The organism is Pedobacter kyonggii (genome assembly GCF_004310665.1).
Taxonomy (GTDB): domain Bacteria; phylum Bacteroidota; class Bacteroidia; order Sphingobacteriales; family Sphingobacteriaceae; genus Pedobacter; species Pedobacter kyonggii.
Genome location: NZ_SIXF01000006.1, coordinates 145984 through 162163, shown reverse-complemented (window position 1 = coordinate 162163; position 16180 = coordinate 145984). Strand labels below are relative to the sequence as shown.

Below are 16180 nucleotides of genomic sequence, written 5' to 3'. Positions count from 1 at the left end.
AAGGCATTTGGTATTATGCATGCGTAAATAATAGTTTATAAGCGGCCAGCGCCAGTACACAGGCCAGCACGTTTTTTAAAACGGTTTGCGGGAATTTTAAGGCACCAAAATAAGCCCCACAAATGCCACCAACGAAAGCTACCCCAACATAAGCGAGCATGTGGCTGTTAAATTCGAAACCTTTAATGAGTTGGCCACCCAAACCAGCAACAGAATTAACGAAAATAAATGCTGCGCTGATGGCTGCGGTCTGTTTTTGATCCGCCCACTTTAAAAGCAATAAGATCGGAGAAAGGATAATGCCACCACCGATGCCAATCATTCCCGAAAGTAAGCCGATAATGCCGCCAATGGCAAGCGATAGCGGAATATTTGATGGTTTGAAATCTTTTGGATCGGTATTTTTAAAGAAAAAAAAACGGATTACCGGGATAAGCAAAAGCAGCCCCAAAATCTTTTTATAAATGGAACTTTCAATGGCCATCATACCACCAACAAAAGAGAACGGGATAGAGGCGAGCGCAAAAGGCCAAAAAGTTTTCCATTTAAAATGGCCACCACGATAAAACTGGATAAAAGATGTGGAAGAAACAAATAAGTTAAGTAAAAGCGCTGTAGGTTTCATAACAGCTGGTGAAATGGCAAAAATAGCCATTAAAGCCAGGTATCCGCTTGCCCCACCATGCCCTACTGAAGCATATAAAAAGGCAACAATAAAAAGTAAACAGTAAAAGAGGATGAAACTTTCTTGCATGGTTTAGTCTGGTAAAATCATTACGGTTAGGATATCGCTTTTTTTTAAATGCTCTTGGGTTTCACCAAGACAGATCAGGCAATTGGCCTGTGCAAAAGAGCTTAATCTGTACGATTCCTGTGCACTGAGCGGGGTAACCAGCCCGTTTTCATATTTGCCCTTCAGGAAATGGGTTAGCCCTGCAGCTTTGGAATAGGGATGTGTAAGCGCTGCCTGAACCTCAATTACACTATTGCTTTTATGCGATAAGGATTTGATGGATGGCAATACGTAATTATAGTAGCAGCTGAGTACAGATGATGGGTTACCCGGAAGTCCGAATATTAATTTTTGATCTTTTGTACCAAAAAATAAAGGTTTACCGGGTTTCTGCTTCACCTTATGAAAAATCTGTTTGATGCCACATTGTGAAGCGGCTTCGATTACAAAATCATAATCACCTACACTTACGCCTCCGGTTAGCAACACAACATCGCTGCTTTCTATTGCTGTTTGTAATACTTTTTTTAGGATCTCGAGATCATCATCGGCTTCGTAAATGGCGATTTGATCAATGCCTTCGTGTTTTAAAGCCGCAGAAAGCGAATAGGAATTCGATTCGTACACCTGCCCAAATTCGAGTGTTTTTCCTGGTTGCTGTAATTCTTTTCCCGTTACAATAATCGAAATTTTTGGCATGGGATAGACGTTAACTTCGTTAATGCCAATGCCTGCGAGAAAGCCGATAGCGGCAGGATTAAGCAGATTCCCTTTTTCCATCGCCAATGCTCCCGCCATAATTTCTGAACCTTTATCCCGTACGTTTAAGCCAAGCTTTAAATTAGGGTTCTGCAAGGTGATTTTTCCATCTCTGCGCGTGATTTTTTCCTGCATCACCACAGTATCGGCACCTTCTGGTAAGGGCGCACCTGTAAATATCCGGCTGGTTTCGCCATTTTGAATAGTAATAGTAGTAGCCGTTCCTGCGGCCATTTCGCCGATTAAGGTGAGCTCTTGTTTGTGATCTGCAAACTTGATGGCATAACCATCCATGGATGATTGACTGAATGCAGGAATATCGTATTTAGCATAAATGTCGGCTGCAAGAATGTGTCCTGATGCCTTTGCCAAATCGATTGAAACGGGATTTAATGCTGTTATGTGTTGAGAAATGAGGTCTTTTGCTTCTTTAACGCTAATCATGAAAATTTTATCCTCCAATGGTAATCATACTTCTGTTTTGAATGGTAGTGGCATCAATTTTTTCGAAATCGCTTACCAACTGTCCGCCTAATGCTTTCTTTTTGCTCCAAATAGCGGATTGAATTAGTGGAAGCACATCTTCATTTTTCCGCAATGCCGTAAGCAGATCGGTTTCACTATCCGAAAACAAGCAGTTTTTGAGTTTGCCATCTGCAGTTAAGCGCATGCGGTTACAGGTATCGCAAAAAGGATTGGTCATGGTGCTGATAATGGCAAACGAGCCTTCGTGACCAGGGATCATGAAACTTTTGGCTGTATCGTGTGGTTCTCCTTTAACAGGTAATACGGTGAAATCTTTTTCAACCACGGATAGGATTTCATCTAAAGAAAACATCTTATTGCTCGTCCATTTGTTACCGCTAAAAGGCATGAACTCAATAAATCGGATCTGGATGGGATTGTGTTTGGTCCAACTGATGAAATCATTGATTTCGTTATCATTAAGCCCTTTCATCACCACCATATTTACTTTTACCTTGATTTTATGCTGCAAAAGCAGTTCGATATTACTCCGTACCTGATGGAAAACATCCCTTCGGGTAATCATAAAGAACTTCTCTGGTTGTAATGTATCGAGACTAATATTAATGGTTTTAATACCTGCTTCTTTTAATACAGGTAACATTTCGGCAATGCGGGTTCCGTTTGTGGTAATGACGAGCTCAACCGGAAGTTTACCCAATGCCGCAATAATTTGGGCTGCATCTTTTCTCACCAATGGTTCACCACCTGTTAGCCTGATTTTTTTTACGCCATTGGCTACAAAAACTTCTGCCAGCTTAATAATTTCGTCGGTTTGCATTAACCGGGAGGCAGGGGTGAAGTCGTATTCTTCTTCGGGCATGCAATAAAAGCAGCGAAAATTGCAGTTGTCGGTAAGCGATATCCGAAGGTAATCGTGTATTCTTCCAAAAGAATCTGCTATCATTGCTGGCTAATTAAATTGTTATAATCTGTTTCTGTATCAATATCAATTTCTCCATGTTCAAAAACAACTGCTTCTACATCTAGAGGATATTGTTTGAGTATCTTTTTTGCTCCTTCTGCTCCTGTGAGCGATAAAAGTGCTTCAAAATAATCTTTTTTGAAGAGGACAGGAGTTCCTATCGTTTCGGCATATGTACTGGCAATTATATTTTTACCTGTTTCTTTCTGCTTTTCGATTAAGTTATTAAAGTTACTCATTTTTATAAAAGCCTGGTCGGCTACAGCAATAATGATACTTTCAATTTCACTATTATTTTTGATCATAGTTGAAAGTCCGGCTACAATGCTCGATGCCATTCCATTTCCCCAACTTTCATTAATAACGAAATTAACCTGATCATGCTGATGCTGGCGGGCTATTTCTTTAGCATTTGCACCTAAAACAACGATAATAGGTTTGCAATGTGTTTCTAAAGCTTCATTGATTACGGTTTGCAAGAGCGTTTTTCCTTTGTAATCCAAAAGCTGTTTTGGTCTTCCCAAACGTGAAGAACTACCTGCTGCCAATATGATAATGCCCGTTTTCAATGTTTAATTGTTTTTTAATTCGTAAACATGGATCGGTTTTTTCTTCTCTTTTAAAAACATAGCCGAAGCACCTGTAAAAACAGATTTAATTTCGGCGAGGATAGAAATGGCGATTTCTTCTGCAGTTTCTGCACCAATATCCAGTCCGACCGGACCATGTACACGTATTTGGTTTGCTGGTGTTGCCAAATCCAGTTCATCTAACATCCTGATTAGCTTTTTCTTTGGCCCCAGTGTACCGATATATGGAGCGTTTGTGCCCAATAGATACTTGAGTAGTTCGAGGTCGTAGTTGTAATTATGCGTCATCAAAACAAAAGCCGTTTGTTCATCTATCTGAATTTGAGCTAACACATTTTCTGGCTTGCTCACCAAAACCTTGATCGCATTTGCAAAACGTTGTGGCGTAGCATGTGTAGGCCTTCCATCTATCATAGTTACTTCCCAGCCTAAAAGGTAAGCCATTTCGGCTAAAGGCTGTGCATCATTGCCTGCGCCTGCTATAATTAATGAGATTGGGGGTTGGATAAACTCAATAAAAGCATCAATCTGTTGGTTATTGTGCTCATACACTTTAAATGTTGTAGTCTTATGTTCAGAAACTTCAAGAATATCTTTAATTGTTTTATCGAAGATTGCCTTGGGAATTTTAGACAAGATAGGTTCGTTTCTAAAAAGCATGGCTGTACCCAACTGCAGTTTATCTGTTAGAGAAAAAAGTGTTGCCAAAACTGCATTTTCCCTTTTGCTTTGCAACGCAGTTAAAATGGCAATGGGATTTAACTCATCTTCTTTTATAATTGGCTCGAACAAAATATGCACAATACCATTGCAGCCCAGCTGAACACCAAATTTGGCATCATCTTCATCTGTGGTATCGTAAGTAATGAGCTTGTTTTCTTGCTGTACAATTGCCGAAAGTGCTTTTCGCAACGCATCACCTTCTAAGCAACCGCCACTAATGGCACCTGTTAACTGGCCATCTTCAGTAATCAGCATCCTGGCACCAGGTCTACGATAAGAAGAACCCTCTACCTTAACTACCGTTGCAAGTGCTGTTTTTTTCTTTTCCTTCGTTGCTTTTTGATATGCCTTTATGATATCGGTAATTTCTTTCATTAGAGATTGATGCAATAGATGATGCAATTTAATGATAATCTATTACAAATAGCCAAAGCAAAAGGAAGATGTAACCTTTAAAGAGATATTACGAATAAAAAACTTGGATTTTTTTGACTCTATTTGTGCAGTCAGATGTTGCCATCTGACTGATAAGGTAAATTCCAATGTGGAATTGCAATAGCAACTCCAATGCTTATTATCTTTGAGAACGAGATAAAGTGTCAGATAGTAATATCTGACACCACCAAAAAGATATTTTTCGATCAATGTTTATGCAGTCAGATAGTATATCTGGCACCACTAGAATACAATCCGTAATAATTACCGGAAATTTCAATGTTAGGCTTAAAAAGGCTCAGAATGAAAAATTTCGAGGTTAATACAGCGCAAACCAATACTGTTAAAGAGTTCGGTGATTTCTTTTGTCCAATCTCTTGCCGAATCAACCCTGAGGATTTTATCCGAATCCCATAAATCGATATTCCATTTAATTTCTTTGAACTGGCTGTTCAGCAATGGGCTGATTACGTTTAACTCGTTATCCGTGGATACATTTGTTTTGAAAACGGCTATCATATAGAAAAGTTTTTAGGTTTGTTGGAGCTGTAGACGTACAACTTTAGAAATTACTTTAAATACGATTGATTTTTTTATCTTTTTCTTTGAGCCAATCTGTTTAGTTGTTTTAACGACATGAGCCCCTATAAAAACATAAAATAATTTGTAAGGATGTTTCATTTCGTACGACAAAGCAATTAAGCAGTATATTTATATAAGATAATACCAAAAGATGCAAAACGAAACGGATAAGGAATATACAGTCAAGAGCCTTCATTCAGATCCATTGAGCTGGGTAGAAAAATATGCCGATTACCTGTACGGCTTTGCCATGTCGAGAATAAGAGATGAAGATGTAGCCAAAGATTTGGTTCAGGATACTTTTTTGGCAGGTTTGCAAAGATTAGACGGTTTCGAGGGGAATAGTAAAGAGAAAACCTGGCTAACAGCAATCCTTAAAAATAAAATAGCCGATTTTTACCGAAAACGTTCTTCCAATAATTTAAAGGTAATAAGTGCAGAAGAAACAGTGCAGGATTTTTTTGATGCAGAATCAGGGCATTGGACGGAAAAAGATTATCCGCGAGCATTTGGATTGGAAGTAGATAACCCTTTAATGGTGAAAGAGTTGGGGGCTATATTGAACGATTGTTTGGCCAAACTCCCTGGCTTATGGTTTTCTGTATTTTCGATGAAACACATGGATGATCTTGCATCGGAGCTAATTTGTACCGAATTAAAACTCAGCACGGCTAATTTCTGGGTGATTATGCACCGCACAAAACTTAACCTGAGGGCCTGCCTTCAGAAAAACTGGAACTGATATGACGAACGCGCTAAAAAATATAATCTATAATTGTAGACAAGCTACTTTTTTGATCGAAAAAAGAATTGCCGGAAAAATTACGGCTGCCGAAACACTACAATTGCACGTACATCTGGCAGGTTGCTCGGTATGCAAAATTTATCAGCAGCAGAGTATATTGATTAATAAGGTGTTTGTAGGTTTTGAAAACAACGATTTTAAACTGGATGAAGCCTTTAAAAAAACATTAAACGAGAAGATTGAAAAAGAAATAAATAAAAATTAATTTTAACTGTAAGGTTAATGCTGCTGTTTCGACTAAGCGGAAAAAACATAAAGACAAAATGAAAAGGATTATCTTATTTACGGCATTAGTTGTTGTATTATCGCTGCAAACAAAAGCACAAAAGGGTTTAAAAGAAGGTGATAAAGCGCCTATGTTTAGCGGAACGGATCAAAATGGTAAAACCGTGAGTTTGAAAAGCGCACTTAAAGTACATCGTTCTGTGGTATTATTCTTTTATCGCGGTCAATGGTGCCCTTATTGTAATAAACACATTAAAGAACTTCAAGATTCTTTAAGTTTATTAAGCGGGAGAGATGCTTACGTGATCGGTGTTACGCCCGAAACGAAAGAAAATATCGATAAAACCATCAAAAAAACGAGCGCTGATTTTTCTATCCTTCAGGATAAAGACGATGAGATTATGAAAGCCTACAATGTCAACTTTATGATGGACGAAGCAACCTTTACCAAATACAAGGGCTATGGTATAAATTTAGAAGACAACAATGGGAATACCCGACATACTTTACCCGTTCCTGCAACCTATATCATTGATCGTTCAGGTAAAATTAAATATGTTCATTTCGATCCCAACTATCAAAAAAGAGCCTCGGTAAAACTTTTGCTTTCAAAACTTTAGGTAGCGTATAGCAATTTTTTTTATAGTTACGGGGTGACATTTTAAACAAAATTTAGATGATCAATAGGCTACGTCCATTTTTGTTTGGAAACGGAAGGGCAGTAATTCTTGGCGGTTTGCAGCCCTGCTTTTGGTACAAGTCCCGATGAAGAATCGGGCGCTTTTCCCGTCAATCAGGTTTATGAACAGCGTTTTGCACCTTGCAAACCCCAAAAATGAAATGCAGTTTTAGCCATTTAGTCGCGGGTGAAGCATTACCCTGCAGGTTGAGGTACGAAACCGAAGCGTAAAAGCGCAACACGGGAACCAAGCTGGTTTGATGCAGCGGTCCTGCACTCCAATTTTTTTGTTGTTGTTGGTTTGCTTAATTAGCTGAAGTATATGGTTTTAGTGAATACATAGTAATCTCATCAAAGATCAACAATCTTGGTTTTCTCAATAAGGCCCTTGCGATGGAGATCCGCTGTTTTTCGCCTCCAGATAGCTTCATCCCATTTTCACCCAATACGGTATCAATTCCCTGGGTAGCTTTGGAAATGAGTGCTGTAGCTGAGGCTTTTCGTAATGCTTCAATAACCCTCTTCTTCGTTGATTTAAGGCGGTAAGTAGCCAATACAATGTTTTAGTTTACTTCCGCGTAAAATCATCCATTAACTTCATGGTAATCAACGCATCTTCTCCACTACACGGATTTTGCCCTTTGCCTAAAAAATAATTAACTACTTTTTCAATCATGGGTTGTTGCACATGCTGCAAAGGCTCAAATATAAATTCTTCTTTTCGATCGGTAGTAACGGTGATTTTATTGCCAAACATCGGAAAACTGATGTTACCTTTTGAACCATAAACTACACAAATATCGGCTTCATCTTGTGCGGCAACAGAGAAACACCAGGTACCGCTGAAAACAACACCATTTTCGAAAAGGATATTTCCTGCAACCAGATCATCAACCCCAGTGTTTTCCTGTTGCCTGGTGGCAACGCCGATGGCATTTTTTACAGCACCGAAATAATAAGTCATAAGATCTAATTGATGAGGAGCCAGATCATGAAATAAACCACCACCAGAAATAGCTGGATTGATTCGCCAATTATCAGCTGTTTTGGCAATTAGCGCAGGGTTAGGCGGCTGGAGCATTTTTAACCTAACTAAACGAATGTCGCCAATGGTATGTGCAGCCAATAGTTCTTTAACCTTTAAGAACATTGGTTGTGCGCGGCGATAATGGGCCACGCAAAGCTTCACATTTAGCTGATTGGCAGCATCAGTCATACGTTGAGCAGCACTAGCATCTAAAGTCATGGGTTTTTCTACATATACCGGTTTGTCGGCTTTTAAGGCTTCAATGGTATAAGCTTCGTGCTGTAGGGGTGGAGTAGCAATGTAAATAGCATTAACTTCAGGATCGTTAATCAGTTGAGCGGCATTGTCATACCATTTAGGTACTAGATGCCGTTTGGCATAATCGGCAGCTTTTGTACCATCGCGGCGCATTACGGCCACCAATTTAGAATCGTTTACCTTATTAAATGCTGGTCCACTTTTTACTTCGGTCACATCCCCACAACCAATAATGCCCCATCTGATTTCTTCCATTGTATAATCGGTTTGAAAGGCTCAATTTAGAAAATATTGCCTGGAAACTATGCTCAATCAATAAAAAGCTTTGTAAAAAAGAAAAGGGATTCACTTTGGGGGTGATCCCTAATCAACTAACCAAACAAACTATTCCGGAAACCACGCCGGAATCAATTTATAAACGAAAGAATTAGGAGATTGTTTTAACGGATTTGTCTATTTAGTGTATTTTTTTAGAAAGAAAAATAAAACCTTTATCCAGAATTATAGCATCCCTTTTTTTAGCTTTGTACTATGCAAAATCTTTCCAAGAAACTTCAGATTGATCTTATAGAACTTAAGGCAAAATATGCTTTTATTATGGACGAACTTGAAGTAACATTTGCAGATGCTTACCTGTCGAAATTGCAAGCTAAACAACGCCTGGCCGAACAGATGATGATAGAAATGGAAAGGATATTGACCGGCGAGGCTGGAGAGCATGAAAACTGATTCATTAAACTAAATCAGCGGGTACAACAATAGCGACTCAACGAGGAAATGAATATTTTTGTCTGTTGGAGGATTTTGTGCCGCATGAAAATAAACCAATCCGCTAATAAAGAGATAGTTTTTGATATTAACCCGCAGGTGATGAAGTGCTGCGGTTATCTGATTCTCGACGCTTCGTTTAGAAATATTAAGTTTCTCGGCAATTTCGCTATTTGTTAAATTTTCTTCCCTGCTCATTAAGAAAATTTCCCTGCAACGTTTAGGTAACATTCGTAAATATCTGCTAATCTGTGTTTTTAGCGCCGATACATTGAGCCATTCCTCACCATTATTAACGGCATAGGCAGATTCGTTTTCTAGATTTTCATCCGTAAAAATTACATTTCTTGCTAATTTTTTACTTCTGATCACTTTATACACATGATACCTTGCTGCAGCTTTAAGGTAACTTTTAAAATCCCTGATCTCGAGCACTTCTCTTTTGAACCATACATTAAGAAAAATATCCTGTACAAGGTTTTCGCACTCATTTTCATCCTGCAAATAGTGCGAAGCTGTAGCTATCAAGGTAGGAAAGTACCGATCAAATAATATTTTAAATGCTTTTTGATTTCCGAATTTAATGGCCTCCCATAATTCGCGCTCGTCTGCCTCTAGATGGATAGGTTTCATTTATGCAAAGTTCATTGATCAAGATAAAGAATTTGTTAAGCTAATATAAATATTTTGACCGATACCTTAATTCTCAATCATTTTAGGCTGGTTAAATATTTTTTTTTAAAAAGTATGTGTGTGTGGGTGGAGTTATGGCTCTATGATGAAAAGCGCTTTACATGACAAAACAGGAATATATTATTCTCTATCAAAAATCACTTCAAGGAAAGTGTACACCAGAAGAAATAGAAAGTTTAAATGCTTATGAAGATGATTTCGAACTGATTGAAAGCACAAAGCCTGGTGGCAAGCAAGCCGAACGCATATTCTTGCAGATTATGGAAACGGCTGGTGAACGCAAGCCTATAAAATCATTTAAACTATGGACGAGGATAGCTGCAGCAGCAGCGATATTGATTTTTATTATCTCAGCGGTTTTTTACTTCAATACTAACCATAAAAGAGAGAAGAATGTGGTGGTATTAAACCATGCAAAAACGATCAAACCTGGTTCCGATAAAGCCATACTTACACTTGGCAACGGACAACAGATTGTACTAAATACTGCTGCTCAAGGACAAATAGCTTCCGAAAGTGGTACCACCATCAATAAAACCGCTGATGGAATGTTGGCTTACGATGTTATTTCCGAAGCATCACAAGAAGTGGCGCTTAATACGGTATCGATTCCAAGAGGAGGGCAATATTCCCTTATACTTCCTGATGGTTCTAAAGTTTGGCTAAATGCTGCCAGCTCCATCCGCTTTCCAACGCGGTTTACGGGCAATAGTCGTGAGGTAGAGCTCGATGGTGAGGCCTATTTTGAGGTAGCAAAGAATAAACAAATGCCTTTTTATGTAAAAGCGCAGGATATGAAGCTAAAGGTACTCGGTACACATTTTAATATAATGGCCTATAAAGACGAAGCTTTTATTAAAACAACGCTATTGGAAGGAAAAGTGATGCTCATATCAGCTTCAGCCGCTACCTATCTTAAACCTGGTGAAGAAGGAGTTTTATATGAAAACAAGTTTACCGTGAACAAAGCAGATATAGAACAGACCATGGCTTGGAAGAATGGATATTTCCAGTTTAATGAAGAAAATTTATCATCAGTAATGCGCAAAATTTCGAGATGGTACGACATAGATATTGTATACAATACCCATAATAACAAATTATCATACACAGGTTCGATATCTAAGTTTAAAGATATTTCTGAGGTACTAAAAGTGCTCAGTCTTACTGGAACGGTAAAATTCAACATCGCAGAAAGGAGGGTAACAGTTATCAACTAAATTTTTGCCCTAAACAACAAAACGGATTAACCACCCACTAAACAAACGATACAAAATGAATTTTTTTTATTTAAAAAGAACCAGGCTGAGTTCCTTGCTAAAACCACTTAAAGTGATGCGACTAACGATTGCCGTATTATTAATCTTCTGCATCCAGGTAAGGGCATCCCTTTATGCGCAGAAGATAAACTTCTCGCTAAAAGGAGCTTCATTAAAAGAGATTTTTCAGGAAATTAAAAAGCAGAGCGGATATGATTTTTTGTACAACAACGAAATGATCGGTGAGGCCGGAACTTTCAATGTAACGGTAAAAGATATGACCATACAGCAGGTAATGGATAAAAGTCTTGAAAACCTGCCGCTAAGCTATGCCATTGAACAGCACACCATTGTAATTACCAAAAAAGCATTACCGCAAAAACTGGATATTAAAGGAACTATCACTGATGAAACCGGAGCAGCAATACCTGGAGCAAGTATTGTGAACGAAAGTTCTAAAAAAGCAGTGTCATCTGATGATATGGGCCGATTTAGCATTGTAGCTTTTGCTGGCGATAAAATAAAAGTACGGATGGTAGGTTATGAAGATTACAATTTCACCATTGGAGATCAAACAACGTATACCATCAGTTTAAAACCATCAACCGTTGGCCTGAATGATGTGGTTATTGTTGGTTATGGAACGCAGCGCAAAGCAAATGTTACGGGAGCCATATCTCAGGTTGATGCCAAAGTTTTGGCAGACAGGCCTATTACGGCAGTTTCTACAGGCTTACAGGGTACCATTACCGGGCTTACCACAATCGGCGGTAGTGGGCAACCAGGCGCCACACATTCAGCATTAAGGATAAGAGGAACAGGAACCACCAATAATCCAAATCCTTTTGTGCTGATTGATGGTATACCAGGAGATATGAACTGGATCAATCCTGATGATATAGAAAGTGTAACCGTACTTAAAGATGCAGCATCTTCGTCAATATATGGCTCCAGGGCTGCGAACGGGGTGATTTTGGTTACCACTAAAAAAGGTAAGTTTAATCAGAAAGCAGTTATTTCGTATAACGGTTATTATGGTTTCCAAACACCAACACGTTTGCCCAAAATGTTAGGTTCAGTTGACTATATGACACTGCTTGGCGAGGCACAGATAAATGCAGGTCTTCCAAAATCGTATACCGATGCCCAGGTTGAGGTTGCACGTAACGGTTCTGATCCTAATTATTTTGCCAATACCAACTGGACAGATGCATTGATTAAAGATTATGCCCCTCAACAGAACCACAGCATTAACGTGCAGGGAGGAAGCAGCGATTTTAATTATTATTTTTCTTACGGAAGAGAAAACCAGGATGGCCTAATTGCCGGCGATCAATATAAGTTTGCAAAAAACAATGCCAGGATAAAGCTATCGGCTTTAAAGCTACTTTCCTTATTGGATGTTGATGTGAATTTGGGTTATTTAGATCGTAACCAAAACCAACCTGCTGCCGATACTGAAGGTGGTGGAGGTGCTATTTATACGGCATTTACCAGTTCGCCATTAACACCTGTACGGTTTACCACTGGTACCTGGGGTTATGGGGGTGGATCTAGTAATCCTTTAGCTATTGCTACCGATGGCGGGTTTAATAATTTTTTCTCTAAAGAATTTACCTCTAATATTACCGGAACTTTGCATTTACTAAAAGGTTTGGATCTTAAATCACAGTATGGTTTAATTGCCAGTTCTCAAAAAAGAAGAACATTTAATCGGAGGATCGATTACTATAATCCGGTAACAGATAAGATTATTTATACTACAAACCCAAACAACTCTTTAAGAGAAGTTGCTACTACCACCACACTGCAAAATTTCTCAATGCAGGCAGATTATTCGCTTAATTTAGGCGAACATCATATTAAATTGCTCGGTGGTTATCAGCAAGAAACCTATCGTTTTGATGCTTTTTCTGCTGCTAAAACCAATTTGGTTAGTGATGAGGTACCCGTACTGAATGTTGGCTCATTGAATCCTACAGCAACTGGAGATGCCTATCAATACGCACTTCAATCGCTCTTTTCGAGAGTTAATTATGATTATGCCGGAAAATATCTGCTAGAGTTTAATATGCGCTATGATGGATCTTCGCGGTATGCTCCTGGGAAAAAATGGGGTGTGTTCCCTTCAGTTTCTGCAGGATGGAGATTTAGTGAAGAAAGCTTTATAAAAGAGAATAGCCGAGCCTGGTTTAGCGATGGTAAAATCCGCGCTTCTTACGGATCATTGGGTAATCAGTACGGAGCAGATGGACCAGCCTATTCGGAATGGTATCCATATATTAAAGTATTAACCAGTGTGGGTACCATGCCAATTGGCAATATCCTCACTACTGGTTTTGCACAGACTATACTCTCCAATCCATTGTTAAGATGGGAAAAAGCAACGATGCTCAATGTGGGTATGGATCTTGCCTTTTTTAACAACCGACTTACTTTTACCGGAGATATCTTTAATAAAAAAACGGTAGATATTCAACTTAAAGTGCCACAGCCTGATGTAATAGGCCTTACCGTTCCTGATCAAAATGCAGGAGCCATATCAAACAAAGGATATGAATTGAGCCTGGGTTGGAACGATAAGATCGGAAATTTTAAATATGGCATTACCGGACAGTTTTTTGACATCAAAAATACCGTTACCGATTTAGGCGGTGTTCCCCCAACCATTGGCGACAGGATCCGTCAGGTAGGGCAGCCACTTGATGCTTTTTATGGTTACCGCACAGATGGATTAGCCCAGGAGGCTGATTTTACCAAAGATGGCGCAGGGAAATACGTGCCAAAGTTTCCAATCTTTGCTGCAGATGCAGGTAAAGTGGCACCTGGCGATCTCAAATACCGTGATTTGAATGGTGATGGTTTGATTAGTGCCGATTTAGACCGTGAGGTAATCGGGGATGCTTACCCTCGGTATAATTATTCTTTCAGGTTAGATGCTGCTTATCATAATTTTGATCTGAGTGTGTTTTTACAAGGGGTAGGTATGGCAAATGGCTACATTACCGGAGTGGGTTTACATGCTTATAATGCCGATGCTGCATTTCCTCAAGAAGTACACATGGATAGATGGACCCCACAAAATACAGGAGGTTCATACCCACGTTTCGTATATAAGGATACCCGTAACACCGGAAGATTGGCCGATTATTGGTTGCAGGATGCTGCTTATTTAAGGGTGAAAAACCTGCAGTTGGGTTATACTATCCCTGGAAATTTCTTGCAGAAAATTCATATCGATAGGCTAAGGGTTTACGCCTCGGCCGATAACTTGTTTACCGATACCAATTTCTTTTATGCTTATGATCCCGAATCGCAGGCAACCAGCGGCGGATTATATCCTCAGGTTAAAACGTTCATTTTCGGTCTTTCGATTAAGTTAAAATAAACCACCCATGAAAAATCAAAATCAATATATAAACAGCCGCAGATCATTTTTAAAAGCAACGGGGCTGTTAGGCGGTGCTGCACTGATACCTTCTTTTTTCTTAGCCAGTTGTAAAAAAGGATTCCTTGATCGTGAACCGCTAGATTCGGTAACCGATATCAGCTTCTGGAAAACGGAAGAACAATTAAAACTGGCCGTAAATGCCTGTTATAGCAATTTAAGAAACAATAATACCATCTCCATGGAAAACATGGGCGACAATACCATTTATCCACCTAATTCAGAATATCAGGCCATTTCTGCAGGTAATTACGATTTTACCTCTGGTACATTAAACTCCGAATGGGTAAATTTATATGCTGCCATCAGGCGTTGTAACCATTTTCTCGAAAATTACACCAAAGCCTCTAATATCGGTGCAACCGCCTTGGCGCAGTATGCAGGCGAAGTAAGGTTTTTAAGGGCTTTTATGTACACTTATCTGATCTTCCTTTTCGGCGATGTACCGTTAATCTCTAAAACGCTCGAAATTAGCAATGAAGAAGTATTTGGTCCCCGTAATAAAAGGGCAGAGGTGCTCGAATTCGTTTTTGCCGATTTAGATGCAGCGGCAGCAGGCCTTCCAACTGCTTATACTGCCGCAGATCTTGGTCGAATTACCAAAGGTGCTGCATTTGCCTGGAAAGCCAGGGTAGCGCTCTTTTTCGAAAAATGGAGCATTGCAGAGGCTTCCGCTAAATCAGTAATGGATTTGAATGTTTATCAGCTATATACAGCTGGTGGCCCAGCCAAATGTTATAACGACCTTTTTACCTACAGAGGAAAATTAGCTGCGGGAGCCAACAAAGAAACCATTTTAGCAAGACCGAATGTTGCCGGAGTAAGTGTGCACAACATCAGTCGCGAAATCCAAGTGCCCGATCAAACGAGTCGCTACTCGCCAACTAAATCGTTGGTAGATAGTTATTTATGTACAGATGGGCTTCCAATAGATAAATCGCCGTTGTATAGCGAAAGCACTTATGCTGATATCTTCAAAAACAGAGATCCACGCATGAATCAGACCATATTAACACCTGGTTGGGCTTGGGGTGGGCAAGATGATGGTGATGCCGATGCCACTACAAATCCGATATTTAGCACGCCTAAATGGAATGCTGATAAAAAGGGGTGTATAACAGGAACTGGGTTTTACTTTAGCAAATATGTAGAAGTCGCGGCTGTGGGTACGGTTAGCCAGGACTCGAACGATATCCATCATATCCGTTATGCAGAAGTACTGCTTACTTTTGCAGAGGCCAGGTTAGAACAAGGTACACTTACGCAGAGCGATATTGATAATACCATTAATAAGTTGCGCGACCGTGTAGGGATGAAAAGAATGGTAATTACCGAACTTGCAGCGGCTGGGTTAGATTTAAGGACCGAAATCAGACGGGAAAGAAGGGTTGAACTGGCACTTGAAGGACAGCGTTATTACGACATACTCCGCTGGAAACAAGGCGATTTATTGGCTCAGGATGTAAAGGGCATGAAGAAAAGTTTGGTTGAAAGTTTTAACCAGCAATATGTAGCAACCATCGCAACAGATGCCAACGGATATTTTGTGGTAAACACAGGTAGGAAATTTGTTGCTCCTAAAAATTATCTTTGGCCAATTCCAATTACACAATTACAACGCAATCCGGTACTGGGGCAAAATCCGGGCTGGTAGATAATTTTAAGAGGCTGTATCATTAATGTAGAACTGTCATCCTGTAGCTGCCCAATTTATCGGGAAGTACATTCGAACAGAAATTTAAATTT

Annotated in this window: 15 protein-coding genes and 1 pseudogene; 7 read left to right on the top strand and 9 right to left on the bottom strand. The window is 39.5% G+C overall.

Annotation, left to right across the window (positions count from 1 at the left end; genetic code table 11):
• Nucleotides 1–13: 13 nt before the first annotated feature.
• From EYS08_RS08910 to EYS08_RS08885, 6 genes are all read right to left on the bottom strand, one after another.
• Nucleotides 14–754 carry a sulfite exporter TauE/SafE family protein gene (locus EYS08_RS08910; protein WP_131029697.1) on the bottom strand — a complete coding sequence of 247 codons (741 nt, stop codon included), beginning with the start codon at nt 752–754 and terminating at the stop codon, nt 14–16.
• Nucleotides 755–757: 3 nt separating this feature from the next.
• Nucleotides 758–1936, bottom strand: a complete 1179-nt coding sequence (locus EYS08_RS08905; protein WP_131029696.1) for a molybdopterin molybdotransferase MoeA — start codon at nt 1934–1936, stop codon at nt 758–760.
• A gap of 7 nt (nt 1937–1943) precedes the next feature.
• Entirely contained in the window at nt 1944–2924 is a 981-nt protein-coding gene (gene moaA, locus EYS08_RS08900) for a GTP 3',8-cyclase MoaA (RefSeq protein WP_131029695.1), read from the bottom strand.
• A complete protein-coding gene (locus EYS08_RS08895) occupies nt 2921–3490 on the bottom strand; it encodes a nucleotidyltransferase family protein (RefSeq protein ID WP_262711726.1) in 570 nt (189 codons plus the stop codon). Before EYS08_RS08895 ends, moaA begins: the two co-directional genes overlap by 4 nt.
• 24 nt (nt 3491–3514) lie before the next feature.
• Entirely contained in the window at nt 3515–4630 is a 1116-nt protein-coding gene (locus EYS08_RS08890) for an XdhC family protein (protein WP_131029693.1), read from the bottom strand.
• Nucleotides 4631–4978: 348 nt separating this feature from the next.
• A complete protein-coding gene (locus tag EYS08_RS08885; protein ID WP_131029692.1) occupies nt 4979–5209 on the bottom strand; it encodes a hypothetical protein in 231 nt (76 codons plus the stop codon).
• Between the two features lie 214 nt (nt 5210–5423).
• Between EYS08_RS08885 and EYS08_RS08880 the strand changes: the two genes are divergently transcribed.
• Genes EYS08_RS08880 through EYS08_RS08870 form a run of 3 tightly spaced genes read left to right on the top strand, consistent with a single transcriptional unit; the run spans nt 5424 to nt 6922 of the window.
• Entirely contained in the window at nt 5424–6014 is a 591-nt protein-coding gene (locus tag EYS08_RS08880) for a sigma-70 family RNA polymerase sigma factor (protein WP_131029691.1), read from the top strand.
• 1 nt (nt 6015) lies between these two features.
• The gene (locus EYS08_RS08875; protein WP_131029690.1) at nt 6016–6282 is read left to right on the top strand and encodes a zf-HC2 domain-containing protein; all 267 of its coding nucleotides are present in this window, start codon (nt 6016–6018) and stop codon (nt 6280–6282) included.
• A 58-nt stretch (nt 6283–6340) separates the two neighbouring features.
• Nucleotides 6341–6922 carry a peroxiredoxin family protein gene (locus tag EYS08_RS08870; RefSeq protein WP_131029689.1) on the top strand — a complete coding sequence of 194 codons (582 nt, stop codon included), beginning with the start codon at nt 6341–6343 and terminating at the stop codon, nt 6920–6922.
• 400 nt (nt 6923–7322) lie between these two features.
• On the opposite strand, the pseudogene EYS08_RS26325 reads toward EYS08_RS08870, so the two are convergent.
• Nucleotides 7323–7502, bottom strand: a pseudogene (locus EYS08_RS26325) (ATP-binding cassette domain-containing protein); the annotation flags it as partial.
• Nucleotides 7503–7549: 47 nt separating this feature from the next.
• Nucleotides 7550–8521 (bottom strand): Gfo/Idh/MocA family protein, encoded by a 972-nt coding sequence (locus tag EYS08_RS08860; protein WP_131029688.1) that lies wholly within the window; start codon nt 8519–8521, stop codon nt 7550–7552.
• Between the two features lie 276 nt (nt 8522–8797).
• On the opposite strand from EYS08_RS08860, the gene EYS08_RS08855 reads away from it, so the two are divergent.
• Nucleotides 8798–8995, top strand: a complete 198-nt coding sequence (locus tag EYS08_RS08855) for a hypothetical protein (RefSeq protein ID WP_057933338.1) — start codon at nt 8798–8800, stop codon at nt 8993–8995.
• Nucleotides 8996–9004: 9 nt separating this feature from the next.
• Here EYS08_RS08855 and EYS08_RS08850 read toward each other — a convergent pair whose 3' ends face one another.
• Nucleotides 9005–9667, bottom strand: coding sequence for an RNA polymerase sigma factor (locus EYS08_RS08850; RefSeq protein WP_131029687.1), 663 nt, complete (start codon nt 9665–9667; stop codon nt 9005–9007).
• 161 nt (nt 9668–9828) lie between these two features.
• Between EYS08_RS08850 and EYS08_RS08845 the strand changes: the two genes are divergently transcribed.
• From EYS08_RS08845 to EYS08_RS08835, 3 genes are read left to right on the top strand one after another with little or no spacing between them, the layout of a single operon-like run.
• Nucleotides 9829–10947 (top strand): FecR family protein, encoded by a 1119-nt coding sequence (locus EYS08_RS08845; RefSeq protein ID WP_131029686.1) that lies wholly within the window; start codon nt 9829–9831, stop codon nt 10945–10947.
• A gap of 55 nt (nt 10948–11002) precedes the next feature.
• Nucleotides 11003–14374, top strand: coding sequence for a TonB-dependent receptor (locus tag EYS08_RS08840; RefSeq protein ID WP_131029685.1), 3372 nt, complete (start codon nt 11003–11005; stop codon nt 14372–14374).
• A 7-nt stretch (nt 14375–14381) separates the two neighbouring features.
• Nucleotides 14382–16088, top strand: coding sequence for a RagB/SusD family nutrient uptake outer membrane protein (locus tag EYS08_RS08835; RefSeq protein WP_131029684.1), 1707 nt, complete (start codon nt 14382–14384; stop codon nt 16086–16088).
• The last annotated feature ends 92 nt before the right edge of the window (nt 16089–16180 follow it).